This is a genomic window from Pseudomonas sp. FBCC-B35, from assembly GCF_059133755.1.
In genome coordinates this window covers 4,620,442-4,646,239 of record NZ_CP101439.1, presented here as the reverse complement: position 1 = coordinate 4,646,239, position 25,798 = coordinate 4,620,442, and the positions used below count along the sequence as shown (strand labels likewise).

Annotated in this window: 28 protein-coding genes and 1 other RNA gene; 16 read left to right on the top strand and 13 right to left on the bottom strand. The window is 62.0% G+C overall.

Features of this window, described 5'->3' with window-relative positions; all coding sequences use genetic code 11:
- Positions 1-8: 8 nt before the first annotated feature.
- The 3 genes from dapF to lptM are packed head-to-tail and all read right to left on the bottom strand — an operon-like array spanning position 9 to position 2,316.
- Positions 9-839, bottom strand: a complete 831-nt coding sequence (dapF, locus tag NMB38_RS21205) for a diaminopimelate epimerase (protein ID WP_104926630.1) — start codon at positions 837-839, stop codon at positions 9-11.
- Positions 840-843: 4 nt separating this feature from the next.
- Positions 844-2,091, bottom strand: a complete 1,248-nt coding sequence (gene lysA, locus NMB38_RS21200; protein ID WP_028686762.1) for a diaminopimelate decarboxylase — start codon at positions 2,089-2,091, stop codon at positions 844-846.
- A gap of 9 nt (positions 2,092-2,100) precedes the next feature.
- Entirely contained in the window at positions 2,101-2,316 is a 216-nt protein-coding gene (lptM, locus tag NMB38_RS21195; protein ID WP_033694875.1) for an LPS translocon maturation chaperone LptM, read from the bottom strand.
- A 244-nt stretch (positions 2,317-2,560) separates the two neighbouring features.
- Between lptM and cyaY the strand changes: the two genes are divergently transcribed.
- From cyaY to rnk, 3 genes are all read left to right on the top strand, one after another.
- Positions 2,561-2,893: an iron donor protein CyaY gene (gene cyaY, locus NMB38_RS21190; RefSeq protein ID WP_023532439.1), complete on the top strand. Its 333-nt coding sequence runs from the start codon at positions 2,561-2,563 to the stop codon at positions 2,891-2,893.
- Position 2,894: 1 nt separating this feature from the next.
- Positions 2,895-3,116, top strand: coding sequence for a DUF1289 domain-containing protein (locus NMB38_RS21185; protein WP_028686761.1), 222 nt, complete (start codon positions 2,895-2,897; stop codon positions 3,114-3,116).
- A 217-nt stretch (positions 3,117-3,333) separates the two neighbouring features.
- Positions 3,334-3,744, top strand: coding sequence for a nucleoside diphosphate kinase regulator (gene rnk, locus NMB38_RS21180; protein ID WP_023532559.1), 411 nt, complete (start codon positions 3,334-3,336; stop codon positions 3,742-3,744).
- Between the two features lie 32 nt (positions 3,745-3,776).
- On the opposite strand, the gene NMB38_RS21175 is transcribed toward rnk, so the two are convergent.
- Complete coding sequence (locus tag NMB38_RS21175; RefSeq protein WP_345956454.1) at positions 3,777-6,632, bottom strand: class I adenylate cyclase; 2,856 nt, start codon at positions 6,630-6,632, stop codon at positions 3,777-3,779.
- Positions 6,633-6,785: 153 nt separating this feature from the next.
- On the opposite strand from NMB38_RS21175, the gene NMB38_RS21170 reads away from it, so the two are divergent.
- Positions 6,786-7,238 (top strand): YaiI/YqxD family protein, encoded by a 453-nt coding sequence (locus NMB38_RS21170; RefSeq protein WP_027913411.1) that lies wholly within the window; start codon positions 6,786-6,788, stop codon positions 7,236-7,238.
- Between the two features lie 54 nt (positions 7,239-7,292).
- On the opposite strand, the gene elbB is transcribed toward NMB38_RS21170, so the two are convergent.
- Together elbB and NMB38_RS21160 are read right to left on the bottom strand one after the other, a co-directional pair.
- Positions 7,293-7,952, bottom strand: a complete 660-nt coding sequence (gene elbB, locus NMB38_RS21165) for an isoprenoid biosynthesis glyoxalase ElbB (RefSeq protein WP_027913412.1) — start codon at positions 7,950-7,952, stop codon at positions 7,293-7,295.
- 101 nt (positions 7,953-8,053) lie between these two features.
- Positions 8,054-8,638, bottom strand: coding sequence for a DedA family protein (locus tag NMB38_RS21160; protein WP_023532679.1), 585 nt, complete (start codon positions 8,636-8,638; stop codon positions 8,054-8,056).
- A 213-nt stretch (positions 8,639-8,851) separates the two neighbouring features.
- On the opposite strand from NMB38_RS21160, the gene ppk1 reads away from it, so the two are divergent.
- Positions 8,852-11,095 (top strand): polyphosphate kinase 1, encoded by a 2,244-nt coding sequence (ppk1, locus tag NMB38_RS21155; RefSeq protein ID WP_027913413.1) that lies wholly within the window; start codon positions 8,852-8,854, stop codon positions 11,093-11,095.
- Here the strand turns inward: ppk1 and ppx are convergent.
- Positions 11,082-12,584 (bottom strand): exopolyphosphatase, encoded by a 1,503-nt coding sequence (ppx, locus tag NMB38_RS21150; protein WP_027913414.1) that lies wholly within the window; start codon positions 12,582-12,584, stop codon positions 11,082-11,084. The genes ppk1 and ppx overlap by 14 nt on opposite strands.
- A 256-nt stretch (positions 12,585-12,840) precedes the next feature.
- On the opposite strand from ppx, the gene trxA reads away from it, so the two are divergent.
- The 5 genes from trxA to NMB38_RS21125 all read left to right on the top strand — a co-directional run bounded on the left by trxA (position 12,841) and on the right by NMB38_RS21125 (position 18,235).
- A complete protein-coding gene (gene trxA, locus NMB38_RS21145; protein WP_023532641.1) occupies positions 12,841-13,167 on the top strand; it encodes a thioredoxin TrxA in 327 nt (108 codons plus the stop codon).
- Positions 13,168-13,392: 225 nt separating this feature from the next.
- Positions 13,393-14,652, top strand: coding sequence for a transcription termination factor Rho (gene rho / locus NMB38_RS21140; RefSeq protein WP_023532437.1), 1,260 nt, complete (start codon positions 13,393-13,395; stop codon positions 14,650-14,652).
- A 231-nt stretch (positions 14,653-14,883) separates the two neighbouring features.
- On the top strand, positions 14,884-16,350 hold the full coding sequence (gene ubiD / locus NMB38_RS21135; protein WP_490805760.1) for a 4-hydroxy-3-polyprenylbenzoate decarboxylase: 1,467 nt from the start codon (positions 14,884-14,886) through the stop codon (positions 16,348-16,350).
- A complete protein-coding gene (locus NMB38_RS21130; protein WP_027913416.1) occupies positions 16,350-17,318 on the top strand; it encodes a CDP-6-deoxy-delta-3,4-glucoseen reductase in 969 nt (322 codons plus the stop codon). Before ubiD ends, NMB38_RS21130 begins: the two co-directional genes overlap by 1 nt.
- 266 nt (positions 17,319-17,584) lie before the next feature.
- Positions 17,585-18,235: a gamma-glutamylcyclotransferase gene (locus NMB38_RS21125; RefSeq protein ID WP_027913417.1), complete on the top strand. Its 651-nt coding sequence runs from the start codon at positions 17,585-17,587 to the stop codon at positions 18,233-18,235.
- Here the strand turns inward: NMB38_RS21125 and NMB38_RS21120 are convergent, their stop codons facing one another.
- Positions 18,236-19,219 carry an NADPH:quinone oxidoreductase family protein gene (locus NMB38_RS21120; RefSeq protein ID WP_128610034.1) on the bottom strand — a complete coding sequence of 328 codons (984 nt, stop codon included), beginning with the start codon at positions 19,217-19,219 and terminating at the stop codon, positions 18,236-18,238.
- Positions 19,220-19,377: 158 nt separating this feature from the next.
- On the opposite strand from NMB38_RS21120, the gene NMB38_RS21115 reads away from it, so the two are divergent.
- On the top strand, positions 19,378-19,782 hold the full coding sequence (locus NMB38_RS21115; RefSeq protein ID WP_027913419.1) for a flagellar basal body-associated protein FliL: 405 nt from the start codon (positions 19,378-19,380) through the stop codon (positions 19,780-19,782).
- Positions 19,783-19,853: 71 nt separating this feature from the next.
- Here the strand turns inward: NMB38_RS21115 and NMB38_RS21110 are convergent, their stop codons facing one another.
- Positions 19,854-20,303 carry an EVE domain-containing protein gene (locus NMB38_RS21110; RefSeq protein WP_049695304.1) on the bottom strand — a complete coding sequence of 150 codons (450 nt, stop codon included), beginning with the start codon at positions 20,301-20,303 and terminating at the stop codon, positions 19,854-19,856.
- A gap of 178 nt (positions 20,304-20,481) precedes the next feature.
- Between NMB38_RS21110 and NMB38_RS21105 the strand changes: the two genes are divergently transcribed.
- Complete coding sequence (locus NMB38_RS21105) at positions 20,482-20,634, top strand: hypothetical protein (protein ID WP_023532702.1); 153 nt, start codon at positions 20,482-20,484, stop codon at positions 20,632-20,634.
- Positions 20,635-20,649: 15 nt separating this feature from the next.
- Here NMB38_RS21105 and NMB38_RS21100 read toward each other — a convergent pair whose 3' ends face one another.
- From NMB38_RS21100 to NMB38_RS21085, 4 genes are all read right to left on the bottom strand, one after another.
- Positions 20,650-21,258 carry a 5-formyltetrahydrofolate cyclo-ligase gene (locus NMB38_RS21100; RefSeq protein ID WP_027913421.1) on the bottom strand — a complete coding sequence of 203 codons (609 nt, stop codon included), beginning with the start codon at positions 21,256-21,258 and terminating at the stop codon, positions 20,650-20,652.
- Positions 21,259-21,336: 78 nt separating this feature from the next.
- A non-coding RNA gene (gene ssrS / locus NMB38_RS21095) (6S RNA) lies at positions 21,337-21,516 on the bottom strand.
- Positions 21,517-21,533: 17 nt separating this feature from the next.
- On the bottom strand, positions 21,534-21,854 hold the full coding sequence (locus tag NMB38_RS21090; protein WP_023532287.1) for a cell division protein ZapA: 321 nt from the start codon (positions 21,852-21,854) through the stop codon (positions 21,534-21,536).
- A complete protein-coding gene (locus NMB38_RS21085) occupies positions 21,851-22,033 on the bottom strand; it encodes a TIGR02449 family protein (protein ID WP_033693939.1) in 183 nt (60 codons plus the stop codon). Before NMB38_RS21085 ends, NMB38_RS21090 begins: the two co-directional genes overlap by 4 nt.
- A gap of 181 nt (positions 22,034-22,214) precedes the next feature.
- On the opposite strand from NMB38_RS21085, the gene NMB38_RS21080 reads away from it, so the two are divergent.
- From NMB38_RS21080 to NMB38_RS21065, 4 genes are read left to right on the top strand one after another with little or no spacing between them, the layout of a single operon-like run.
- The gene (locus NMB38_RS21080) at positions 22,215-22,769 is read left to right on the top strand and encodes a YecA/YgfB family protein (RefSeq protein WP_027913422.1); all 555 of its coding nucleotides are present in this window, start codon (positions 22,215-22,217) and stop codon (positions 22,767-22,769) included.
- Between the two features lie 19 nt (positions 22,770-22,788).
- Positions 22,789-24,123, top strand: coding sequence for a Xaa-Pro aminopeptidase (pepP, locus tag NMB38_RS21075; protein ID WP_028686758.1), 1,335 nt, complete (start codon positions 22,789-22,791; stop codon positions 24,121-24,123).
- Positions 24,120-25,319, top strand: coding sequence for a 2-octaprenyl-6-methoxyphenyl hydroxylase (ubiH, locus tag NMB38_RS21070; protein WP_028686757.1), 1,200 nt, complete (start codon positions 24,120-24,122; stop codon positions 25,317-25,319). Before pepP ends, ubiH begins: the two co-directional genes overlap by 4 nt.
- Positions 25,316-25,798: a DUF4442 domain-containing protein gene (locus NMB38_RS21065; RefSeq protein ID WP_027913425.1), complete on the top strand. Its 483-nt coding sequence runs from the start codon at positions 25,316-25,318 to the stop codon at positions 25,796-25,798. The genes ubiH and NMB38_RS21065 overlap by 4 nt, the downstream gene beginning before the upstream one ends.

Here is a 25,798-nt window from a genome sequence, read left to right as displayed (position 1 = left end):
TTACTCGCTTAGAATCGAACCTGTCCTTCGTAGACGCGTACGGCCGGGCCGGTCATCACCACCGGCTTGCCTGGCCCGGCCCACTCGATATGCAAGCGCCCGCCCGGCAGGTCAAGTGCGACGGGCGAGTCCATCCAGCCTTGGCTGATGGCCGCCACGGCAGCTGCACAGGCGCCAGTGCCACACGCCTGGGTTTCCCCAGCACCGCGCTCCCACACGCGCAAGTTGCCGCGATGGCGGTCAATGACCTGCAGGAAGCCGGCATTGACGCGCTGGGGGAAGCGCGGGTGGTGTTCGATCTTTGGCCCCAGCTGATGCACAGGGGCGCCGACCACGTCGTCCACGCGCAGTACGGCGTGAGGGTTGCCCATGGACACCGCGGCAATCGAATGCACCTGATCGTCTACCTCCAGCGGGTAGCTCACCGACTGCTCGTCGGCGACGAACGGGATGTCGGCAGGGACGAAGCGTGGCGGACCCATGTCGACACTAACCTGGCCGTCGTTCTGTACGTCCAGCACGATGATGCCACTTTTGGTTTCCACGCGTATGCGCTTCTTGGCGGTCAGGCGCTTGTCGAGCACGAACCGCGCAAAGCAGCGTGCCCCGTTGCCGCACTGTTCCACTTCGGAGCCGTCGGCATTGAAGATACGGTAGCGGAAATCGACTTCCGGGTTATTCGGCGCCTCGACGATCAGCAACTGGTCGAAGCCGATGCCCGTGTGGCGATCGCCCCACTGCTTGGCGTGCTTGGGCTGGATGTGGGCGTGCTGGCTTACCAGGTCCAGGACCATGAAGTCGTTGCCCAGCCCATGCATCTTGGTAAAACGCAGCAGCATGGGCTTACTCCGGTAGCAGGCTTTCGCCAGCGTACAATTCGGCGATGGTTTCGCGGCGGCGTACTTCGAAAGCCTGGTCGCCGTCGACCAGTATTTCCGCACAACGGCCACGGGTGTTGTAGTTGGAGCTCATCACGAAACCATAGGCGCCCGCTGACTGAACGGCCAGCACGTCACCCTCGGCAAGGTTCAGAACCCGGTCCTTGCCCAGGAAGTCGCCGGTTTCGCAGATCGGGCCGACCAGGTCATACGGGCGACCTTCGCCTTCACGCGGCTTGACTGCACAGATGCCCATCCAGGCCTGGTACAGGGCTGGGCGGATCAAGTCGTTCATGGCCGCATCGATGATGGCGAAGTCCTTGTGTTCGGTGTGCTTGAGGTACTCCACACGGGTCAGCAGTACGCCAGCGTTGGCCACGATGTAGCGCCCCGGCTCGAATACCAGCGCCAGGTCCCGATCGCCCAGGCGCGCGCGGATGGCCTGAATGTAATCGGCTACCAGCGGTGGTTCTTCGTCGCGGTAGCGCACGCCGACCCCGCCACCCAGGTCCAGGTGGCGCAGGTGGATGCCGCACTCTGCGAGGCGGTCGACCAGTACCAGCAAGCGGTCCAGCGCATCGAGGAAGGGCTCCACGGTGGTCAGCTGCGAACCGATATGACAATCGACCCCGACTACGTCCAGGTTGGGTAACTGAGCGGCCCGCACGTAGATGGCCTCGGCATCGGCGATGGCGATGCCGAACTTGTTTTCCTTGAGCCCGGTGGAAATGTACGGGTGGGTACCTGCATCCACGTCCGGGTTGACCCGCAGCGAGACGGGCGCAACCTTGCCCATTTCGGCGGCCACCTGCTGCAAACGCTCCAGCTCATCGGTGGACTCGACGTTGAAGCAATGCACGCCCACTTCAAGCGCGCGACGCATGTCTTCGCGGGTTTTGCCCACGCCGGAAAACACCACGCGGTCAGCGCGCCCGCCGGCAGCCAGTACGCGCTCAAGTTCGCCACCGGAAACGATGTCGAACCCTGCACCCATGCGCGCCAGTACATTGAGCACGCCCAGGTTCGAGTTGGCTTTCACCGCGAAGCAGACCAGGTGTTCGCAACCTTGCAAGGCATCGGTGTAGCTACGGTACTGGGCCTCGATGTGGGCACGCGAGTACACGTAGGTGGGGGTGCCGTGCCGCTCGGCGATTGCCGACAGGGACACCCCTTCCGCGAACAGTTCACCGTCGCGGTAATTGAAGACGTTCATCCGATTCCCTTACTGCTCAGGCGACTGCTCAGGCTCGGACTGCAGCGTGTCTTGCTGCTCCTGGGTCTGTGCTGACTTGGCTTTGGTCTGGTGCTGGTGCGCCGAGTGGGCGTCTTTGCGGTCCTTGCCGTCATCGGGCAGGTACAACGGGCCTTTCTGGCCGCATGCAGAAACGAGGCAGGCAACAGCGACCAGCGCCGCGAGGGAGGAAATCAGGCGCTTCATGGATGAAATCCTTAGAAAAATGCAGTATTGAGCCCGAGTATACCGAGCGACCGGCGGCTTGCCTATGCAAGTACCGGCCCGCCGGGCAGGCTATTCTGGGTGCCGAGCCGCACCTGTTTGCCGTCAGGGCCGCGTTGCAAGCGAAGTGGCCTGCAAGGACCCTGGCTAAACCTTTGCATTCATCGGCAAGCGCCCGTATCGTGCCCGGCTTGCCTGTCACGCCGCCAATTTCGAGGTTCCTGCAATGAGTTTGAGTGAAGCGCGTTTCCATGATCTGGTCGACGCTACCCAGCAGGCGCTGGAAGACCTGTTCGACGAAAGCGGGCTGGATCTGGACATGGAGAACTCCGCTGGAGTGCTGACCGTGAAGTTCGAAGGTGGAGCCCAGCTGATCTTCAGCCGCCAGGAGCCTCTGCGCCAGCTGTGGCTGGCCGATCGGTCCGGCGGCTTCCACTTCGACTATGACGAAGAGAGCGGCAAGTGGGTGTGCGAGAAGAGCGAAGAGCTGCTGGGTGAAATGCTTGAGCGCATCGTGTGGGAGCGAGCCGGCGAAAAGCTGGATTTCGACGACATCTGACATGAGCAATGCACCCGTTCGGCCCCCCAAGCCGCTTTACAGCAACGTCAGCCCAGCGGTGCCATCGCCGTGCATCAGCATCTGCCGCCTTGACGAACAGCGCGTGTGCACCGGCTGTCATCGGCATGTTGAACATATCCGCGAATGGCGCTCTGCCGATGATGAGCGCCGTCGGCAGATCTGCCGCGAGGCCACTGCGCTTCGCGACCTTAAGGCACACTGATAGCAAGGGCTTGAGTATTTGCCCCGCTGTGGTAGTGTCGGGGCTTGCGTCGATGACGCCAAAGCATTCGAAAACCCCGCCTTTGGGCGTAATGCTGGTCACTTAGGGCTGCTCTGCAGCCCAAACACTCTCAAGTGAACAGCACTACGCGCATAGGGCGGGGTTTTGCTTTATCTGTGCATCGAAAACTGCCTGTTCAAAGGAGTCTGACTGGATCATGAGCACCAAGCCTTCCCTTATCCTCACCCGTTTGGATGTACAACGTCTGGAGCGTCTGCTCGATAGTCTCGACGAAAGTACCCCTGGCGTGCTCGCGCTCAGCGGCGAGCTCGACCGCGCCGAGCAGGTGGTGGGGCATGATGAGGTGCCGGCAGGTGTGGTGACCATGAATTCGCGCGTGCATTGCCGCGAGCTAGCCAGTGGCAAGGACTACCATTTGACCTTGGTCTACCCCAAGGATGCCGGGCCAGACGGCAAGGTCTCGGTCCTGGCGCCCATCGGCTGTGCCTTGCTCGGGTTGTCGGTGGGTGAGCAGATCGACTGGCCGGCGCCAGGGGGCAAGACCCTCAGGCTAGAGTTGCTGGAAGTCGAGTATCAGCCGGAAGCGGCGGGCGATTTCGACCTGTAGTGCTTTCAACGCACCTGTGGCGTGGCCAGTGCCTAAGCCTGGCCAGCCAGCACCTGCTGTAGCCCCTCATTCAAGGCCTGCTCAAGTGTCCGCTTGTAGTTCAGGTAAACCTGCGTCGTGGCCTGGCGGCCATCGGGTAACCCGGAAACATCCAAGTCGGTGATGTAGCACCGATACAGGCCTGCACTTCGCCGCTGGGCGATGATTTCTCGTGCCACCACGCCATACAGGCTCGGCCCATGGTCGAGCTCGGAGAACTCCTGTTGTTCGCAGAACAAGGTCACGTGCGTGGCACCGTCGGTGTCGGCGTGAATCATGGCCTGGACGTCGTAGTAGGGCTGCACGTTCCCCGCATCCGGTGCCGCCCTCTGCTCCAGGCCCCGTGCCCTGGCTGATCCAGACCCAAGCAGCTGCGCGTACACGATGTCCAGGCGTGCTGCTTGCCTTGCACCATAAGGCAACTGCGCCTCGCGTCGGCGCAAGACCGAAGCCAGAAAGCGGTGCAGCGGCAGCAGAAGGTGAGGTTCGTCCTGCAACGGCACGCGCTGGTGCCACAAAGCGTTGCATTCATCCAGCACGTAGAGCTCGGCCCAGCTGTCGAACAGTCGATAGAAGACCTGGACGCAGTCGCGGCGGCCTTGCTCGAGCACAAGGCCCACATCGGTGTCCGGCAGGGCATTGGCATCCAGGCACACGGGGCTGTAGGTACTGCGCTCCTGGCCCATGAACGTGAGTAGCGCATCATGGTCGTCAAGGCTCGTGAGGACGACCTTGCCCTGGAGCCACTCCAGCACATGAACCTGGTGCGCCACCTGCACCAGGTAACGGCCAGGAACGTCCTGTGCGTGCAACTGCCGCGCAGTCTGGAAGAGCTCGGCCACACGCTGACTGATGGCCTGCGCCCGGTGCTGGGCAAAGCAGTGCGCCCGCACATTGGGCCAGCCGCTTGCCTGTTTCGGCAGGTTGATGAAATCGCGCAGGCATCGCATCAGCGCATGCTCGCCGTCGTAGCGATGTACCAGCACCTCGTTCCAGGAGTTGACCGTGACCTGGTCCACTGTCAATACCAGGTTTTCCCGCAGGCCACCGTAGCTGAGCGAGTCGGTACGCTCGGTGGTCAGCAGGATATCCAGCTCACGGTGGTGGGGCAGGGGGTCAATGCCCACGTTGATCAGCAGCAGCACATCGTCGGCGACGCTTGGCTGCAACAGGCTCACCTCGCTGACGGCGGGCAGCGGCAACACGATGAGCTGCTGCAGGCTCGCGAGCAGGCCCTGCAATTCAGGCTCTTTCAGATCGCTGATACCCGGATGAAGCGCCAGTCGTGTATGCCTGTCTATCACGCCATTGCAATGGGCCCAGACCAACAGCTCCACAAGGTGCCAGCAGCGCTTGATCGGGTTGGCGAGTTCCATTTCATGGCCATGCAGGTTGCCGCTGTAGAGTGCCCAGGGGTGGCCACCTGGCGCTCTGCGGCTGGGTGACTGGGCCAGCGTCACGGTTTGCTCGGCCAGGTCGCAGGCACGGTCGCTCTGGAGGATTTCCACCTTGTCCGCACGGCGCTCGAATGCTGCCTGCAATCGCCGTCCCAACAGGTTGAGCTCGCGCAAGTCGGCGCGGCTGGTCGCGTCATGTGTGCGCGCGAACTGCACCAGGAACCGGTAGCTGCGGCTGAGCTCGGCCACCCGTTCTCGGCGCTCCAGGGTAACCTGGTGCACGCCCCAGCCAGGGCGACCATCGAGCAGGGCCAACTGCGCGCCTCCCCATCCCCACTCGTCGGTCAGGCTGCGCAGCAGGCGGCGTTGCCAGCCTTCGGCGCGGCCCTGTTCGCTGAGCTTGCTGTTCACTTTCAGGTACAAACTGCGCCGCACCAGTTCCAACCGAGCCTGCTCACGGCGTTGCATCAGGTAGCGCTCGATCCGTCGGTAGACCATGACGTAAGGATCGAGACGGTCAAGGTCGAGCTGATTGGCGAAGACCGCTTGCTTGTAGTCCAGGCTCAGGCAACGCACGGCGGGGTATTCGCTGGCATAGGCTTCGGTCAGCAGCAACTTGAGCAAGGACTTGTGAGGGGCATCGATGCCCTTGAACAGCTGCCAAAGCCCGGCGCCGACGAATTCGTGGCCTGGGATCTGCGCCAGGTGACCCAGGTCCAGGGCTTCCCCAGGGCGTACGAAACGCTTTGCCAGCAGGGCTTGGGCGTAGGCCGGATAGCCGCTCTCCTGGTCGGGCGGCACCAACCACCACAGCGGCGTCCGCCCTGCCAGCCAAAGGGTCGTGCGGTAGAACTCGTCCAACAGAAGATAATGCTGCGTAGTGCCGCAATCGTCGGTGCCGAGTTGGCCTGTGCGCTGGCCCTGAGCGAACCCCTGGGTGTCAATCAGAAAGATGTGCGTATCGGCGCCCTGGATCGCGGCCCAGGTTTCCAGCAACTGGCATTTGCGCTGTAGTGCCTCCAGCGCTTCGCGCTCCAGGTCGCTGGTATGGCATACCCATACATCGATGTCGCTGTCCTCAGCCTGGGCAAGCGTGCCCAGGCTGCCGATTAGAAACAGCCCGTCGATGGGGCGTGGTGAGGTGTTGTCGCGGGCTTTGTAGCTGAAGGCGCGTGCCAGGCGCTGAGCTTCGAATACCTGATCGGCGCTTGGCTCGAAGTCGCAGATGCCTGCCGGCGTCGTCGACGAAACATAGCCGGGCAGTAGCGGATGATTTACATGGAACAGCACGGGCAGCACCGTCAGGACCTGCTGCTGGCGGGGGGACAAACCGGCCATTGCTCGCTGCAGGCGGCCTGCGTTGATCTGTAGGTAGCGCCCACGCAAGTTGGCCAGCAGCTTACGGTCGATCCCGTTGTCCAGGTCCAGTTGGATCTCGTCGGGACAATTCATTTTGCGCTCATCAGTCCGCTGAAGCTGGGGCGAGTGTAGCCTGAACGGTACGGCTCACACAGGCTCATTCAGTTCTGGAGCTATTTGCGCGAGTTCCTGCAACCTGTCGGGGTAGTGCATCATGACTGGCTAAATGACAACGTGAGGTCAATCATGCGTGTTTGGATCGATGCCGACGCTTGCCCCAAGGCTGCCAGGGACCTGATCGTCAAGTTCGCCCTCAAGCGCAAGTTCGAAGTGGTCATGGTCGCGGGCCAGGCAGTGGCAAAACCAGCATTCGGCATCGTACGACTGATCGTGGTACCCAGCGGCATGGATGCGGCCGACGATTACCTGGTCGAGCATGCCGTACCCGGCGAGTTGGTCGTCTGCAGCGACGTGCCTCTGGCCGACCGGCTTGTGAAAAAGGGCGTAGCGGCGCTGGACCCGCGCGGGCGCGAGTTCGACGAGCGCAACATGGGCGAGCGCCTGGCTACGCGCAACCTGTTCACCGAGCTGCGTGAACAAGGCCAGTCAGGTGGCGGGCAGGGGCCTTATGGGGATCGCGACAAACAGGCGTTTGCCAATGCGTTGGACCGGATCATCGCTCGGCTGTCGGCGCTTTGATAGCCAATGGAGCGCCAATCGCCTGGTCAGGCGCTCCAGCCGGGCAAGCGGCGCTTACTCGTGGGTCAGTTCCAGCACCCGATCAACCAGCTTGTAGATCCCGCCAGCGGCTTCGCTGATGGTCTTTGCCGACATGTAGGCAGGGGTGGTCACCAGTTTGCGCTGCGGGTCCTCGACGATGTCGTGCACGTCGCATTCTTCGTGGGTACCGCCCATCTTGACGACGGCCTCGGCGGTGTCGGCGTCGTTGCCGATGGTGCAGACCACGCCAGGGCCATAGATCTTGGCAGCCAATGCAGGCGAGATACAGATCAGGCCAACTGGCTTGCAGGCGGCGGCGAACGCCTCGGCCAACCCCAGGACATCCGGATTGACAGTGCAGTCTGCGCCTTTCACGGCAAAGTCCGAGAGGTTCTTGGCTGCGCCAAAGCCGCCCGGTACGATCAAGGCGTCGAAGTCCTCGACGCGCGCCTCACGAATGTCTTTCACATCGCCACGCGCGATACGGGCAGATTCCACCAGCACGTTGCGCGACTCGGGCATTTCTTGGCCTGTCAGGTGGTCGATGACATGCATCTGTGCAATGTTCGGTGCAAAGCACTGCACCTGCGCGCCGCGTTGGTCCAGGCGCAGCAAGGTGATCACGCTTTCGTGAATTTCTGCGCCGTCATAAACGCCACAGCCGGAAAGAATCACCGCCACTTTTTTTGTCATGCTCATTACTCCAGGTCGAAGCGCTTGATACCCGTCAGGCTGGCAGCGCGGCGCAGTGCGGGATGGTCCATGTCTGTTGGAGTGTGCACAGGTGCAGGTGTTCAGTCCTGGGACTCGCGCGCAGCCCGGCGCTCTGCCCGCAGCGTGCGAAAGCGCCGGTGCAGCCACAGGCCTACGCCAAGCACCAGCAAGGCGCCCAGTACCCACAATTCGTAGCGTTTGATATTGCCCAGCAGGCCTTCGAGGATTGCGCCGAAATGATAGGCCGCAGCACCCAGGGCGATGGCCCAGATCGCGGCCCCGATGCCATTGAGCAGCAGGTAGCGCCGCGGCGGATAGCCCGAGAGACCAATCGCGACCGGCATTACCGTGCGAAGCCCGTAAACGAAGCGGAAGCTGAGCACCCAGATATCGGGATGGCGACGGATGTGGCCCAGGGCGCGGTCGCCCATTGCCTGCCAGCGAGGCTTGCGCGCCAGGATCTTGCGCCCATGGCGACGACCCATGAAATACCACAGCTGATCACCGGCATAGCTGCCCATGAATGCCACCAGGCATACCAGCTTGATGTCCATGTAATCGCGGAACGCAAGAAAGCCTGCAAGGACCAGAATGGTCTCGCCTTCGAAGAAGGTGCCTAGAAAAAGGGCAAAGTAGCCGAAATCCTGCAGGAATTGTTGGAGCATTTTCTGAGGTGCTGGCGAAATGAACGCGCAGCCTACCCCTTCGCGTGCGTTCGGGAAAGTGTCCAAATGTGTCTCGACGTGAACAGTGCCCGCTACCACAATGTCTGCAACCGTGTGCCATGGCTTGCCCTGGCGTGTAACACAGGCGTCATAATGGGCGCTTATCTTGCCGCTCAATTGATGATAGGGCGTTAACGTCCTCAGGACCGCCAGATGAATAACGAAGTGCTTCCCCCTGTCTTGATCAAGGATGCCAAGGAGCTTCCAGAGGAGTTGGTGCAGACCCCGCCTGATCTGCCACCCGCGTCCCAGGTCGCTGTGGAACCTGCAGCGGAGTCAGCGGCGCCCACGCCGGCCCCCGCCCCGGCCATCGTCGTGCCTGGCCTGGACGATACCAGCCTGTACATTCATCGCGAACTGTCCCAGCTGCAGTTCAACATCCGCGTACTGGAGCAGGCGCTGGATGAAAGCTACCCGTTGCTCGAACGCCTGAAGTTCCTGCTGATCTTCTCGAGCAACCTGGACGAGTTCTTCGAGATTCGTGTGGCCGGGCTGAAAAAGCAGATCAACTTTGCCCGCGAGCAGGCCGGTGCCGACGGCTTGCAGCCGCACCAGGCCCTCACGCGTATCAGCGAACTGGTGCATATCGAGGTCGATCGCCAGTACGCGATTCTCAACGATGTGCTGCTTCCGGAGCTGGAAAAACACCAGATTCGATTCATTCGCCGCCGTCACTGGACACCCAAGCTCAAGACATGGGTGCGTCGCTACTTCCGCGACGAGATTGCGCCCATCATCACCCCGATCGGCCTGGACCCTACCCATCCATTCCCGTTGCTGGTGAACAAGAGCCTGAACTTCATCGTCGAGCTTGAAGGCGTCGATGCGTTCGGCCGCGATTCAGGCCTGGCCATTATTCCGGCACCGCGGCTGCTGCCACGGGTCATTCGCGTGCCTGAGGAGGTGGGTGGCACCGGTGCCAATTACGTCTTCCTTTCGTCGATGATCCACGCCCACGCCGACGACCTGTTCCAGGGTATGAAGGTGAAGGGGTGCTACCAGTTCCGCCTGACCCGTAACGCCGACCTGGCGCTGGATTCCGAAGAGGTCGATGACTTGGCCCGGGCGCTTCGTGGCGAGCTGTTCTCGCGCCGCTACGGCGATGCCGTGCGCCTGGAAGTCGCCGATACGTGCCCCAAGCACCTGTCGGACTACCTGCTCAAGCAGTTCAGCCTGAGCGAAAGCGAGCTCTACCAGGTCAATGGGCCGGTCAACCTGACGCGGTTGTTCAGCATCACTGGGCTGGACAGCCACCCCGAACTTCAATACGTACCGTTCACCCCGGCCATCCCGAAGTTGCTGCAGAACGCCGACAACATCTTTAGCGTGATCAGCAAGCAGGACATCCTGCTCATGCACCCCTTCGAGTCGTTCACGCCGGTCATCGACCTGTTGCGCCAGGCGGCCAAGGACCCGCACGTTCTGGCCGTACGTCAGACGCTCTACCGCTCCGGCGCCAACTCGGAAATTGTCGATGCGTTAGTCGATGCAGCGCGCAACGGCAAGGAAGTCACCGCCGTGATCGAACTGCGCGCACGCTTCGACGAGGAGTCCAACCTGCAGATGGCAAGCCGCCTGCAAGCGGCAGGCGCGGTGGTGATCTATGGCGTGGTCGGTTTCAAGACGCACGCCAAGATGATGTTGATCCTGCGCCGCGAGCAGGGCGAGATCGTTCGCTATGCGCACCTGGGGACCGGCAACTACCACGCTGGCAATGCCCGCTTGTACACCGACTACAGCCTGCTCACCTCCGACGATGCGCTCACCGAGGACGTCGGCAAGTTGTTCAGCCAGCTGATCGGCATGGGCAAGACCCTGCGCATGAAGAAACTGATGCATGCGCCGTTCACCCTGAAAAAGGGCATGCTGGACATGATCGCCCGCGAAACCCAGTTCGCCCTGGACGGCAAGCCGGCGCACATCATCGCCAAATTCAACTCGCTGACCGATGCGAAGGTCATCAAGGCCTTGTACAAGGCCAGTCAATCGGGGGTGAAGATCGACCTGATCGTGCGTGGCATGTGCTGCCTGCGTCCAGGTATTCCAGGGGTTTCACACAACATCCAGGTGCGCTCGATCATCGGCCGCTTCCTGGAACACACCCGTGTGTTCTACTTCCTCAATGGCGGTGAAGAGCAGATCTACCTCTCCAGTGCGGACTGGATGGAGCGCAACCTCGACAAGCGGGTCGAGACCTGCTTCCCGGTCGAGGGCAAGAAACTCTTGCTGCGGGTGAAAAAGGAACTGGAGGCGTACCTGACCGACAACACTCACGCCTGGACCCTTCAGCCCGACGGGCGCTATGTGCGCAGCAGCCCGACGGGTAACCAGAACCCCCGCAGTGCCCAGGCGACCTTGCTGGAGCGCCTGAGCAACCCGGTCCTCAACGTACGCTGAGGACGAAGCCGACCCGGGCCAGCCACTCCGCTTCGTTGGCGAAGTCGGCCTGGGTCAGCTGGTTCTGCTCGAGCCAACCTTCCGGGAATACCACTTCCAGGCGGTTATCGGCCGCCTTGAGCTCTACTTTGGGCATCTGCTGCGTGCCCCGGATGTGATGAAACAGGATGGCAAAGCGCAGCAGCACGCACAGGCGCAGCAGCTTGACCCCATCATCCCCCAGCTCGGCATAACGGTCCTTGGGGATGTTGCGGCGGTGGCCGCGCACCAGCAAGGCCATCATCTGCTGATCCTCGCGCGAAAAGCCTGCCAGGTCGGAGTGCTCGATCAGGTACGCGCCGTGCTTGTGGTAATGATAGTGGGCGATGTCCAGGCCGATCTCATGGACCTTGGCTGCCCAACCCAGCAGGTCGCGCCAATTGCCGTCCTGCAGGTCCCAGGCTACGGCCACTTGGTCGAAGGCATGCAGTGCCTTGCGCTCGACCCGGGCGGCCTGGCCCTGATCGACGTGGTAACGCTCCATCAGCGAGTTGAGGGTACGCTCGCGTACGTCTTCATGATGATGCCGGCCAAGCAGATCGAACAGCACACCTTCACGCAGCGCACCGTCGCAGTGGTCCATGCGCTGCAGCTCCAGCGCATCGAAGATCGCTTCGAGGATGGCCATGCCCGCCGGGAAGATGGTGCGCCGATCCGGCTTGACCCCTTCGAAATCGATTCTGTCGACTTCGCCCAGCTTGAACAGCTTGCGCTTGACCCAGGCCAACCCTTCGGCGTTTACCTCGCCATTGCCCAGGCCTGCACCCCGAATGGCGGCGCCGATGGCGCGAATGGTACCCGACGAACCGATGGCTTCATCCCAGGTCAGGCGGTGCAGGGCATGCTCGATGCTCATCAACTCAAGCCGGGCGGCCGTATAGGCCTGGGCATAGCGCGCAGGGGTGATCTTGCCGTCACGGAAATAGCGCTGGGTGAAGCTGACGCAGCCCATCTGCAGGCTCTCGCGCAACAGCGGCTCGAAGCGCTGGCCAATGATGAATTCGGTGCTGCCGCCGCCGATGTCCGCCACCAGGCGCTTGCCCGCGGTGTCGGCCAGCGTATGGGAAACGCCCAGGTAGATCAGGCGGGCTTCTTCGCGGCCTGAGATGACTTCTACCGGGTGGCCAAGAATGGCTTCGGCACGCTGGATGAAGATGTTGCGGTTGCGCGCTTCACGCAAGGCGTTGGTGCCGACGATGCGCACCGAGCCTGCGGGCATGCCGTTGATCAGCTGAGCGAAGCGCTTGAGGCACTCCAGGCCGCGCTCCATGGCTTCTTCACTGAGCCTGCGCTCCTCGTCGATGCCGGCGGCCAGCTGTACCTTCTCGCCCTGCCGCTCGAGAATGCGGATTTCGGTGTGGTGGGCCTTGGCCACGACCATGTGGAAGCTGTTGGAGCCGAGGTCGATGGCGGCTATCAGGGACAGGTTCTTCGCGGTGGTATGCGGCATGATCTGGAAGTTCTCGGTCGTTAACCTGGCAATCGTGCCACGATAGCAGGCTGGTCGCCAACGCGTGGCACCTGGCCTGCGCGATGCGCTTGATATACGGCAATGTGCCATTCGATTCTATGAAGACGATGTGACAGTTTTGATTCGAGTGCTCTTGCACAACTATAGTTACACTCAATCGTCTGCGGCTTCCTGTCGACCGCGGGGGCGGCTATGATGGGCAACGTTTTCCGTGCTTACGACCTTGGAGATTTCCATGAGCGACAAAATCAAACACGTCACCGACGCCACCTTCGATGCTGAAGTGCTTCAGGCTCAAGGCCCGGTGTTGGTCGACTACTGGGCTGAATGGTGCGGCCCATGCAAGATGATCGCTCCGGTTCTGGACGACATCGCCTCCACGTATGAAGGCAAACTGGTCGTCGCCAAGCTGAACATCGACGAAAACCAGGAAACCCCAGCCAAGCACGGCGTGCGTGGTATCCCGACGCTGATGCTGTTCAAGAACGGCAACGTGGAAGCCACCAAGGTCGGTGCCTTGTCCAAATCGCAGCTGGCAGCGTTCCTCGACGCCCACCTGTGATAAAAAAGCCCCGCAAATGCGGGGCTTTTCTTTTTCAGAGCACTAGACGCACAAAAAAGCAAGTGTTACATTCGGCCTCGCACTGCTTCTTCAGTGCCCTCTACATGCCGTCGCCGAAGCATCCCCAATTCGAATCAGTACGCGATCCTTTCGCCATCTAGCGGCGCGGCTTCATTAAGCCAGAAGCTTAATTCTCCCTTCTTACATGATTACGTCATTCCCCTTATGAACCTGACTGAACTCAAGCAAAAGCCGATTACCGATCTTTTGGAAATGGCCGAACAAATGGGCATCGAGAACATGGCCCGTTCGCGCAAACAGGACGTGATTTTCTCCCTGCTGAAAAAGCATGCGAAAAGCGGCGAAGAGATCTCGGGTGACGGCGTGCTGGAGATTCTCCAGGATGGTTTCGGTTTCCTGCGTTCTGCTGATGCGTCCTACCTGGCCGGCCCTGACGATATCTACGTTTCGCCTAGCCAGATCCGCCGCTTCAACCTGCGTACCGGCGATACCATCGTTGGCAAGATCCGCCCGCCGAAGGAAGGGGAGCGTTACTTCGCCCTGTTGAAGGTCGATACCATCAACTTCGACCGGCCGGAAAACGCCAAGAACAAGATCTTGTTCGAGAACCTGACGCCGCTGTTCCCCAACAAGCGCCTGAAGATGGAAGCCGGCAACGGTTCCACCGAAGACCTGACCGGCCGGGTCATCGACCTGTGCGCTCCGATCGGCAAGGGCCAGCGTGGCCTGATCGTCGCCCCGCCCAAGGCGGGCAAGACCATCATGCTGCAGAACATCGCAGCCAACATCACGCGTAACAATCCCGAGTGCCACCTGATCGTTCTGCTGATCGACGAGCGCCCGGAAGAAGTGACCGAGATGCAGCGTACCGTACGCGGCGAAGTGGTTGCCTCCACCTTCGACGAGCCGCCAACCCGTCACGTGCAAGTGGCCGAAATGGTCATCGAGAAGGCCAAGCGCCTGGTCGAGCACAAGAAGGACGTGGTCATCCTGCTCGACTCCATCACCCGTCTGGCACGTGCCTACAACACGGTCATTCCAAGCTCGGGCAAAGTGCTGACCGGTGGTGTCGACGCCCACGCGCTGGAGAAGCCCAAGCGCTTCTTCGGTGCCGCCCGTAACATCGAGGAGGGCGGTTCGCTGACCATCATCGCCACCGCGCTGGTCGAAACCGGTTCGAAGATGGACGAGGTGATCTACGAGGAATTCAAGGGCACCGGCAACATGGAACTGCCCCTGGACCGTCGTATCGCTGAAAAGCGTGTGTTCCCTGCCATCAACATCAACCGTTCGGGTACTCGCCGCGAAGAGCTGCTGACCGCCGACGACGAACTGCAGCGCATGTGGATCCTGCGCAAGCTGTTGCACCCGATGGACGAAATCGCTGCCATCGAGTTCCTGGTCGACAAGCTCAAGCAGACCAAGACCAACGACGAGTTCTTCCTGTCGATGAAGCGCAAGTAAGCGTTTCAGGTCTAGATCGAATGGGGCCGCTTCGCAGCCCATCGCGGCTGGTCCGATGCCTTTGCAAGGCCGTTCCTACAGGGATAGCGTAATCCTGTAAGAACGGCTTTGCCGGGGTACCGGACCGGCTGCGATGGGACGCGACGCGGCCCTGATCAGTTTTGACCATTGCGCTCTGAACGGCGCTACACTCTGAACCCCCGACCGATACGGCCAACACGAGGCTCATGCATGCAGTATCGCGACTTGCGCGACTTCATTCGTGGCCTGGAACAGCGCGGCGAGCTCAAGCGCATCCAGGTCCCGATCTCCCCAGTGCTGGAAATGACCGAGGTCTGCGATCGCACGCTGCGTGCCAAAGGCCCTGCGCTGTTGTTCGAAAAGCCGACCGGCTTCGACATTCCCGTGCTGGGCAACCTGTTCGGCACGCCTGAGCGGGTGGCCATGGGCATGGGTGCCGAGTCGGTCGATGAGCTGCGCGAGATCGGTAAGCTTCTGGCGTTTCTCAAGGAGCCTGAGCCCCCCAAAGGGCTCAAGGACGCCTGGTCCAAGCTGCCGATCTTCAAGAAAGTGGTATCGATGGCGCCGAAGGTGGTCAAGGACGCCGTTTGCCAGGAAGTGGTGCTCGAAGGAGAGGACGTGGACCTTGGCGCATTGCCGATTCAGCATTGCTGGCCGGGCGATGTGGCACCGCTGATCACCTGGGGCCTGACCGTCACGCGCGGTCCGAACAAGGACCGCCAGAACCTGGGCATCTACCGGCAGCAAGTGATTGGCCGCAACAAAGTGATCATGCGTTGGCTCAGCCACCGTGGCGGCGCCCTGGACTACCGTGAGTGGTGTGAAAAAAATCCCGGCCAGCCGTTCCCAGTGGCCGTGGCGTTGGGGGCAGACCCTGCCACTATCCTGGGTGCAGTGACCCCAGTGCCCGATACGCTTTCCGAATACGCCTTCGCGGGCCTGTTGCGGGGTAATCGCACTGAGCTGGTCAAGTGCCGCGGCAGCAATCTGCAGGTGCCGGCCACGGCCGAGATCATTCTCGAAGGGGTAATCCTCCCGGGCGAGATGGCGCCTGAAGGCCCCTATGGGGACCACACCGGTTACTACAACGAAGTGGACAGTTTCCCGGTGTTCACCGTCGAGCGCATCACCCACCGGCAAAAGCCTATCTATCACAGCACCTACACCGGTCGGCCGCCGGATGAACCGGCGATCCTTGGCGTGGCGCTGAACGAAGTGTTCGTTCCGATCCTGCAGAAACAGTTCCCGGAAATCGTCGATTTCTACCTGCCACCGGAGGGGTGCTCCTACCGCATGGCGGTGGTGACCATGAAGAAGCAGTACCCGGGGCATGCCAAGCGCGTGATGCTGGGTGTGTGGTCGTTCCTGCGACAGTTCATGTACACCAAGTTCGTTATCGTGACCGACGACGACATCAACGCCCGCGACTGGAACGACGTGATCTGGGCCATCACCACACGCATGGACCCCAAGCGTGATACGGTGATGATCGACAACACGCCGATCGACTACCTGGACTTTGCCTCTCCAGTGTCGGGGCTGGGATCGAAAATGGGCCTGGATGCCACGCACAAGTGGCCGGGCGAGACTACACGCGAGTGGGGGCGGGTCATCGTCAAGGACGAAGCCGTCACCCGGCGTATCGATGAGCTGTGGGATCAGTTGGGAATAGATTGATGCAGGTAACGTTGCAGCCGTCCGGAGCAGTGCTGACGCTAGAGCCCGGGGAACGGATCCTGGAAGGTGCGCGTCGGCTGGGTTATGACTGCCCCAACAGCTGCCGTAATGGCAACTGTCATGTCTGCGCTGCGTTGCTGGTCGAAGGCAGTGTGCGCCAGAACGGAGAAGTCCGGGACCATGGCGAATTGTTCACCTGCATCGCCGAGCCGCTCGAAGATTGCATCCTGCTATGGGACGGCGTGCTGGCCTTGGGCGAGCTGCCGGTGCGCAAGCTGACCTGCACGGTCAGTGAATGCCGTGAAGTGGGTGGCGACGTTTGGCGCGTGCGCCTGTTGGCGCCTGCGGGCAAGCCGCCGCGCTACCATGCCGGGCAGTATTTGATGATCGAACGTGAAGCGGGCAAGCCGGCCGCCTTTTCGCTGGCCTCCGCTCCCCATGCAGGGCGCGAGCTTGAATTGCACGTGCTGGCGCGCGAGCCCAGCGCCGTGCAGTTGATCGAGCAATTGCAGCGCGAGCGCTTGGCTCGTATCGAAATGCCCTTCGGCGATACCCATCTGGCCGAACTGCCCGACGGCCCCTTGGTGCTGATCGCCGCCGGTACCGGCATGGGGCAGATGCACAGCCTTGTGGAACACTGCCGCGCTCAGGGCTTCAAACACCCTGTTCACTTGTACTGGGGCGTACGACGCCCGGAAGACTTCTATCAGATCGAGCATTGGGATCAGTGGCTGAGTCTGCCCAACCTGTCCCTGCACCAGGTGGTCAGCGACCTGTGTGGCTGGGAGGGCCGTTGTGGGATGCTGCACGAAGCGGTTTGCGAGGACATTGCCGACCTTAACGGCGTACACGTGTACGCCAGTGGCTCGCCGAACATGATCTACGCCACGCTCGATGCGCTGGTGGACGCCGGCATGGATGCGCACCGCATGCGTGCGGACGTGTTCGCTTACGCGCCTCGCGGCTGAAGCATCCCCTCGCGGTGCGCGGCGCCCGTCAGGCTGCCCGCGCCACCCCGTACGCACTTGACGCGCTGCACGGCCGGTCGTCGGCGCCTGGCGTGAAAAGCTCTGCATGCACTTGTTCAGCCCCTTGCCCTGACTTAGCTTATACACCGCCTGGCGCGACTGCCGTAAATGACTTGCCTGAGGGCTCTGGTCAACGACCCAGTGGCTAACGCATCAGGCTCGGCCACGTTACATGCTTTGTTCACAGGGAATCATAGCGGCAGCTTATGTCGGCGCTCGAACGTTCATCCTGGCAAGTCCCATACCCCCCTTCGCTCGATTTTGGTCAGCAACTGACCCACGAGCAACTGCATCACTCCATGCAAGCCGCCATGTCCCGTCACCAGGGCGGGCCAGTGTGGCTGTTCGCCTATGGCTCCTTGATCTGGCGGCCCGAGTGCAGCGCGGTCGAGCGTCGACGTGCGCGGGTGCACGGTTACCACCGGGGCTTGTACCTGTGGTCGCACGAGCACCGTGGCACGCCTGAAACCCCAGGTTTGGTGTTCGGTCTGGATCGAGGCGGCTCGTGCAGCGGCTTTGCCTACAGGCTGGACGATGCCACCCTCGATGCGTCGCTTCGTGCCCTGTGGCAGCGCGAAATGCCTTACCCGGCCTACCGCCCGCACTGGCTCAACTGCCGGCTCGACGATGGCAGCAAGGTACAGGCCCTGGGCTTCGTGCTGGAGCGGCATCTGCCTTGCTATGCGGGCAATCTGCCGGATAACGTGCTCAGCCACATACTGGCCAGCGCTAAAGGGCGGTATGGCACCACGCGTGATTATGTCGAGCAGACCCTTCACGCCCTGCGCAGCCATCACATGCCTGATCGCAACCTGGAGGCGCGCTTCAGGCGCTGTCATGACCTGCGCGAACGGTGATCAGGTGCCGGGCGGCACCACCACCAGCTTGCCGACCGCCTGGCGCTGGCCCAGTGTTTCGATGGCCGTACCCGCGTCGGCCAGGGTGTAGGTTTGTGAGACGAGCGGCTTCAATTTGCCCTGCGCGTGCCAGGCAAACAGCTGCTTGAAGTTGGCTGCGTTATCCTCCGGTTGGCGCTGTGCAAACGCGCCCCAGAACACGCCCAGCACCGCCGCCCCCTTGAGCAGCACCAGGTTGGCTGCCAATTGGGGAATGCTGCCGCTGGCAAAACCTACCACCAACAGCCTACCGTTCCACGCCAGGCCCCTCACGGCGTGCTCGAACAGCTCGCCGCCGACCGGATCGTAAATCACATCCACACCCTTGCCATCGGTCAGGCGCTTGATGGCCTCGCGCAGATTTTCCTGGCTGTAGTCGATCAGATCATCAGCACCGGCGGCACGGGCCACCGCGAGCTTTTGCGCGCTGCTGGCAGCCGCGATAACCCGCGCCCCCATGGCCTTGCCGATCTCAACCGCTGCCAGGCCCACCCCGCCGGACGCACCCAATACCAGCAAGGTTTCGCCGGCTTGCAATCGACCGCGCTGGCGCAAGGCGTGCATCGAGGTGCCGTAGGTCATACCGAATGCGGCGGCGGTAATGAAGTCCATGCCGGCTGGCACGGGCATTACGTTGTAGGCGGGCACTGCCACTTGCTCGGCGAAAGCACCCCAGCCGGTCAGCGCCATGACGCGGTCACCCACCTTGAAGGCGCCCACCTTGGCGCCAACGGCTGCGACCGTGCCCGCGGCCTCTCCACCCGGAGAAAAGGGCAGGGGCGGCTGAAACTGGTATTTGCCTTCTATGATCAGGGTATCGGGAAAGTTGACCCCTGCCGCCTGCACGTCCAGCACCACTTCGTTGGGCTTGGGCGTTGGGCTGGGCACGTCTTCCAGGACCAGGTCGCGGGCCGGGCCCAGGTGCTTGCAGAGCAGCGCTTTCATCGTGGCCTATTCCTTTGCGGGTAATGGCCGATAAGTGTAGGAGGGCCGCCAGTCGGGTCAACGAGCATGGCTTGTCCTGATGAGCCGGCATAAGCCCAGGCTTGGGTTTGAATGATGTGCTGGTTAAGCTGGCGCCACCTGAATAGAGGAGCGATTTCGTGAAAGCGTGGATATTGATGGTGTTGGCACTGGTGTTACCCGCCGCAGCCGTGGCCGAGGAGGCCAAGGAGGGCGCGCCCAAGGTGGCCTATATCACGCTGACACCGCCGTTCGTAGGTAACTATGCGCTCGATGGTGGTCCGCGGTTGCGGGTGTTCAAGGCCGATGTTGCGTTGCGAGTGACCGGGGATGAGGCCGCCAAGGCGGTACAGCACCATGAACCGCTGATCCGCAACCAGCTCGTCGCACTGTTTACCCAGCAGACCGTGGACAGCATGAGTAATGTGGAGGCCAAGGAGCATTTGCGCCAGGAGGCGCTCAAGCAGGTTCAGCAGGTGATGGAGACCGAGGAGGGCAAGCCGATCGTCGAGGACCTGCTGTTCAACAACCTGATCGTCCAGTGAGCGGCTAACCCGGTCTTCGGTCAGCCACTGAAGGCTGGGTTTCATGGGAATGTCGGAGCGGGGCAGGTGCCTCAATCCATCGGCAGGATGGCAGTCCATTGCTCGGCCGTTACCGGCATGACCGACAGTCGACTGCCCTTTTGCACCAGCGCCAGTTCGGCGAGGGCTGGCTGTTGTTTCAACCAGCCCAGCTCAAGCACGCGTGGCAGTGTCCGCACGTGAGCCACGTCTACCGCGCTCCACGGGTTCTTGTCGGGCGTGGCCTTGGCATCGTGGTAAGGGCTCTGCGTGTCCAGCGCAGTGGGGTCCGGATAGGCTGCGCGGATGACCTTGGCAATGCCGGCGATGCCAGGTTGAGGGCAGCTGGAATGGTAGAAGAAGAACATGTCTCCCGCGCTCATCGCACGCAGGAAATTGCGCGCCTGATAGTTACGCACACCGTCCCAGCGGGCTTCGCCAAGGTGAGCCAAACCTTCGATGGACAGTTCGTCGGGCTCCGACTTCATCAGCCAATAGGCCATGTTGTTTGCTCCAGAAATGCTTTGAAATAACTCGTTCAATCAAACCGACGACTGGTTGACGTCAACGTTTGCGTGGTGGCTCAGGTTGTCGGAGAATGCGCCCCGTTTGAGGTGCGATGCTCAGGTACGACCCAGAAGTCGCCGAGCACTGAACAGTTTGCCTGGGGGGCAATCGTCGATGAATCAACGTAAAAAGCCGGACCTACTGTGGGTCCTGGTGTTCATCTTTGGCTTGGGTGTGGTTACCACCGGTTATGCGCAGGGGATCTGGGAGCGCAAGCTGGATAACGCCTACCAGATGCCGTACGAAGCCGGTCAGGCGCAACGCTGACCCTCCCGATACCGCTCAGCGTGGTGCCACGTACCAGTGACGATCCGAGACCGTTCCCTGCAAAGGCACGTCCCAGCTGGCCTGTGCTAGCCGTTCGACCTTCTGGCACTCATGCGCCAGGCCTAGCAGCCGTGGTTTTTTCCAGGTCTGCCGGCGAGCCAGGTAAGCCAGGCTGCGATCATAGAAGCCACCTCCCATGCCCAGTCGCCCTCCCGCGTCGTCGAAGCCCACCAGGGGCAGCAGAATCAGGTCCAGTGCCCATACGGGGCGTTGACGCCTGCGGTCGGTGGTCGGCTCAGGGATTCGGAACCGGTTGGGCGTGAGTTTCTCGCCCTTCTCGAATCGCTGAAACACCATGCGGGTGCGTGGCCATGGATGCAGCACCGGCAAGTAGGTGCGCTTGCCGCGTCGCTGCGCCTCGCGCAGCAGCAATGCAGGGTCGATCTCGCCATCGTTGGGCAGGTACAAGGCGATATGCCTGGCCTTGCGAAAGAGCGGGTGCTGTGCCAGCAGACGGTACAGGCCCGCAGCGGCCTGACGCTGTTGCGCTGGCGTGAGCGCCCTGCGCGCATTGCGCAAGTGCCTGCGAAGTTGAGGGCGGGTGAGCGTCGCGGTGTCGGTCATGGCACGGGCGATCCGAGGGTGCTGGCCATTGCTGTTGGCCAAAACGATTTGCCCGCCGGGAGGCGGGCAAAGGAATTCGGGCTCCCCGATAAGACCGCTATCGGTGTAGCCCTTGAACCCGAAAGTTCAAGGTGGAGATTGCAGGGGACATTAAGGCTTTCCGTCGAGCGGACATGCACACCTGCCCCAGCGTGCAACCCCCGTGGTTGTGCGTATCGGCTCAGGGACATAACCGACTGGCGCATCCACCAGGGAGTGGCGCCAGTATAACAACCTCAGTTTTTTTTGGTACCCGTCTCGTCGGACAGCGCCTGGTCGACCCGGTCCAGCAAATCGCGCACCTGCTCGCGCGTGGCCCCGCCGGCCGGAGCAGCGCTGCGGTCTTCCTGGCGATGGAGCATCTCGTGGGTAATGTTCAACGCCGCCATGACCGCGATGCGGTCGGCACCGATCACCTTGCCGCTGCTGCGAATCTCGCGCATCTTGCTGTCCAGGTAGTGAGCTGCACTGACCAGGTTGTTGCGCTCTTCGGGCGGGCAGATGATCGAGTATTCCTTGTCGAGGATCTGCACGGTGACGCTATTGCTTGAACTCATGAGTCTTGCTCCAGGGCCTTGAGACGCAAGATCATCGACTCGACCTTGCGTCTGGCGATCTCGTTCTTTTCGATGAGGTGGGCGCGCTCTTCGCGCCAGGACTTTTCCTGAGCTACTAGGAGTGCATTTTGCCGTTTAAGTTGCTCGACACGCTCGATCAGCAGCTCGAATCGGCTCATCAGGGCCTGCAGGTCGTTCTCTTGCGTGGGTTGCACTCGATTCGCTCCGTCATTGACTCATCTTGCGATGATGCCTCTCCCTGGGCCGTGGCTGCCAGTGCCGATGGTCTTGGCGCGCCTGCCGGTGCTAGGATACAAGGCCTTCATTCTAGTCATTGCGCCCTCCGGCGCCTAGCAGCCCATGCCCAATACTCAATCGCCCTACGTTGCCTTCGCCATGCTGCTTTCCAGCAATGGCCACCCCGTCACACCCGCCGAACTGCACGGCCTGCTCATCGGCCGCAGCTGTGCGGGCGCCGGCTTCGATGCCGACGGCTGGCTGGCCGATGCGGCCCAGTTGCTGGAAACCGAACCGCAAGACGCTGTGCGTAATGCCCTGATTGGCCTGCAGGAAATGGTCAAGGGCGAGCTTACCAGCGACGATATGGCCATCGTGCTGCTGCTGCCGTCCGACGACGCTGCGCTGACCGATCGCGCCACCGCCCTGGGGCAGTGGTGCCAGGGCTTCATCACAGGCTTCGGCCTGAACGCCGGTGGCAAGGACCTGTCCATCGAGGCCAAGGAAGTGCTCCAGGACCTGGTGGCCATCTCCCAGGTCCAGGAAGCGCTGGAAGAATCCGAAGACGGCGAAAGCGACTACATGGAAGTGATGGAGTACCTGCGCGTCGCGCCGTTGCTGCTGTTTTCCGAACTGGCCAAGCCTGCAGCGCCTGCGCCCAAGCCTTCTCTGCACTGAACCACGGGGTAGTCTGCCCATGAGCCGCATTCCCAAGGCCGAATATGCCCGCCGGCGCAAGGCGCTGATGGCGCAGATGGTCCCCAACAGCATTGCCATCTTGCCTGCCGCCGCCGTTGCCATCCGCAACCGTGATGTCGAGCACGTGTACCGCCAGGACAGCGACTTTCAATACCTCAGTGGTTTTCCCGAGCCCGAGGCGGTGATTGCGTTGATACCTGGCCGCGAGCATGGCGAATACGTGATGTTCTGCCGCGAGCGCAACCCTGAGCGCGAGCTGTGGGACGGCTTGCGGGCCGGCCAGGAGGGTGCGGTGCGCGATTTTGGCGCTGACGATGCGTTTCCCATCGCCGACATCGACGAGATCCTGCCGGGGCTGATCGAAGGCCGCGAACGCGTCTACAGCGCCATGGGCAGCAATCCCGAATTCGATCGCAGGTTGATGGACTGGATCAACGTGATTCGCTCCAAGGCCCGCCTCGGTGCACAGCCCCCGAACGAATTCGTTGCCCTGGATCACCTGCTGCACGACATGCGCCTGTATAAATCGGCGGCGGAAGTGAAAGTGATGCGCACGGCCGCCGAGATTTCTGCCAAGGCCCATGTGCGGGCGATGCAGGCTTGCCGCCCGGGCCTTCATGAGTACAGCCTTGAAGCCGAACTCGATTACGCCTTCCGCCAGGGCGGGGCAAAGATGCCGGCGTATGGGTCGATCGTCGCCGCAGGGCGCAATGGTTGCATCCTGCACTACCAGCAGAACGACGCGCCGCTCAAGGAGGGCGACCTGGTCCTGATCGACGCGGGCTGCGAAATCGATTGCTATGCCAGTGACATCACCCGTACGTTTCCCGTCAGCGGGCGGTTTTCATCCGAGCAGAAGGCTATCTATGAGCTTGTTCTGAGCGCCCAGGCAGCGGCGTTTGCCGAAATCGCCCCGGGCAAGCACTGGAACCATGCCCATGAAGCCACCGTGCGGGTGATCACCGAAGGGCTGGTTGAGCTGGGCCTGCTCAAGGGTGACGTGCAGTCGTTGATCGAGAGCGAGGCGTACCGGGCGTTCTACATGCACCGTGCCGGCCACTGGCTGGGCATGGATGTGCATGACGTGGGCGATTACAAGGTGGGCGGTGAGTGGCGGGTGCTCGAGCCAGGCATGGCCTTGACGGTCGAGCCCGGCATTTACATAGCAGCCGACAATGAAAGCGTGGCCAAGAAATGGCGCGGCATCGGCATTCGGATCGAGGATGATGTGGTGGTCACCAGGCAAGGCTGTGAAATCCTGACATCGGGCGTTCCCCGCACCGTCGCCGAGATCGAGGCGTTGATGCACGACGCGCGTCAGGCCAGCCTATGACCCAGGTGAATCTTGCCATCATCGGCGGCGGGCTGGTTGGGGCCAGCCTGGCGCTGACCCTGCAGGCAGGCGCCAAGGCGCGTGGTTGGAAAATCCTTCTCATCGAACCCTTTGCCCCCGGCGACAGCTTTCAGCCCAGCTACGATGCGCGGTCCTCGGCACTGTCGTTCGGGACCCGCCAGATCTACGATCGACTGGGCCTGTGGCCTGCCATCGAGCGGCGTGCTGAACCGATCGCACAGATTCACGTCTCGGACCGAGGACGCTTTGGTGCCACCCGCCTGGACGCGAGGGAGGAAGGTGTTCCGGCCCTGGGCTACGTGGTCGAGAATGCCTGGCTTGGGCAATGCCTCTGGCAGGGCCTGGACAGGGATGTGGTCAGCTGGCGCTGCCCGGCCGAAGTGACGTCGATGCAGGCTATAGAGGGCGGTTACCGCTTGCGCCTCAATGACGACACGCACATTGACTGCGACCTGGCGGTGCTGGCCGATGGTGGGCGCTCGGGGCTGCGTGAGCAACTGGGCATTCACGTCTGCCACACGCCTTATGAGCAGAGTGCATTGATCGCCAACATCACCCCCGGCGAGCCTCACCGCGGCCAGGCCTTCGAGCGCTTCACCGAAGCCGGTCCCATGGCCTTGCTGCCGTTACCGGAAAACCGCTGCGCGCTGGTCTGGACACGGCAGGGCATGGATGCGCAGCGCCTGGCCGACATGGATGAGCGCAATTTCCTGCGTGAATTGCAGGGCGTCTTCGGTTACCGCCTGGGGACCCTTCGCCAGGTAGGCGTGCGGCACCTGTACCCGCTGTCGCTGATCGAGGCGCAGGAGCAGATCCGCCCCCACCTGGTTGTGCTGGGCAACGCCGCACACAGCCTGCACCCCATCGCAGGCCAGGGGTTCAACCTGTCGCTGCGGGATGTGCAGTCCCTTGCCGAGGCGCTGCTTGCAGGGCCGCAGCGGCCAGGCGACCTTGCGACCTTGCGGGCTTACGGTAAGCGCCAGCGCCTGGATCAAACGCTCACCATCGGGTTTTCCGATCAGGTAACACGGTTGTTCGGCAGCGGCCAGCCTTTGCTCGCCGCGGGCCGTAACCTGGGTTTGCTGGGCCTGGACCTGCTTCCACCGGCCAAAAGCTGGTTCGCCCGCCAGGCCATGGGCCTGGGTACGCGTTCCGATGTACGGGGCAAGGCATGAGCAACCCGCGCAAACTGGCCCGGCGTGCGCGCGTTCTGCGCTGGATGCTGAACCTGTATCCGCCCTACTTGGGCGCCGGTATCCGTGTGCAGCACATCAGCCCTGACATGCGCAGCATCCGGGTGGCGATGAAACTCACCCGCTGGAACCGCAATTACGTGGGCACCCAGTTCGGTGGCAGCCTCTATGCCATGGTCGATCCGTTCTACATGCTCTTGCTCATCGAACGGCTGGGGCGCGACTACATCGTCTGGGACAAGGCCGCCAGCATCGATTTCATCACCCCTGGCAAGGGCCCGGTGTATGCCGAGTTCCATGTCGATGACGCGCTGCTGGACGACATCCGCCAGCAGACCGCCACCGGCAAGAAATGCCTGCCCCGTTTGCAGGTCGATATCCGCGACGGCGCAGGTGAACTGGTGGCGCGGGTCGATAAAACCCTATACGTGCGGCTCAAGCCGCAAGCGAGGCTGGCGTAA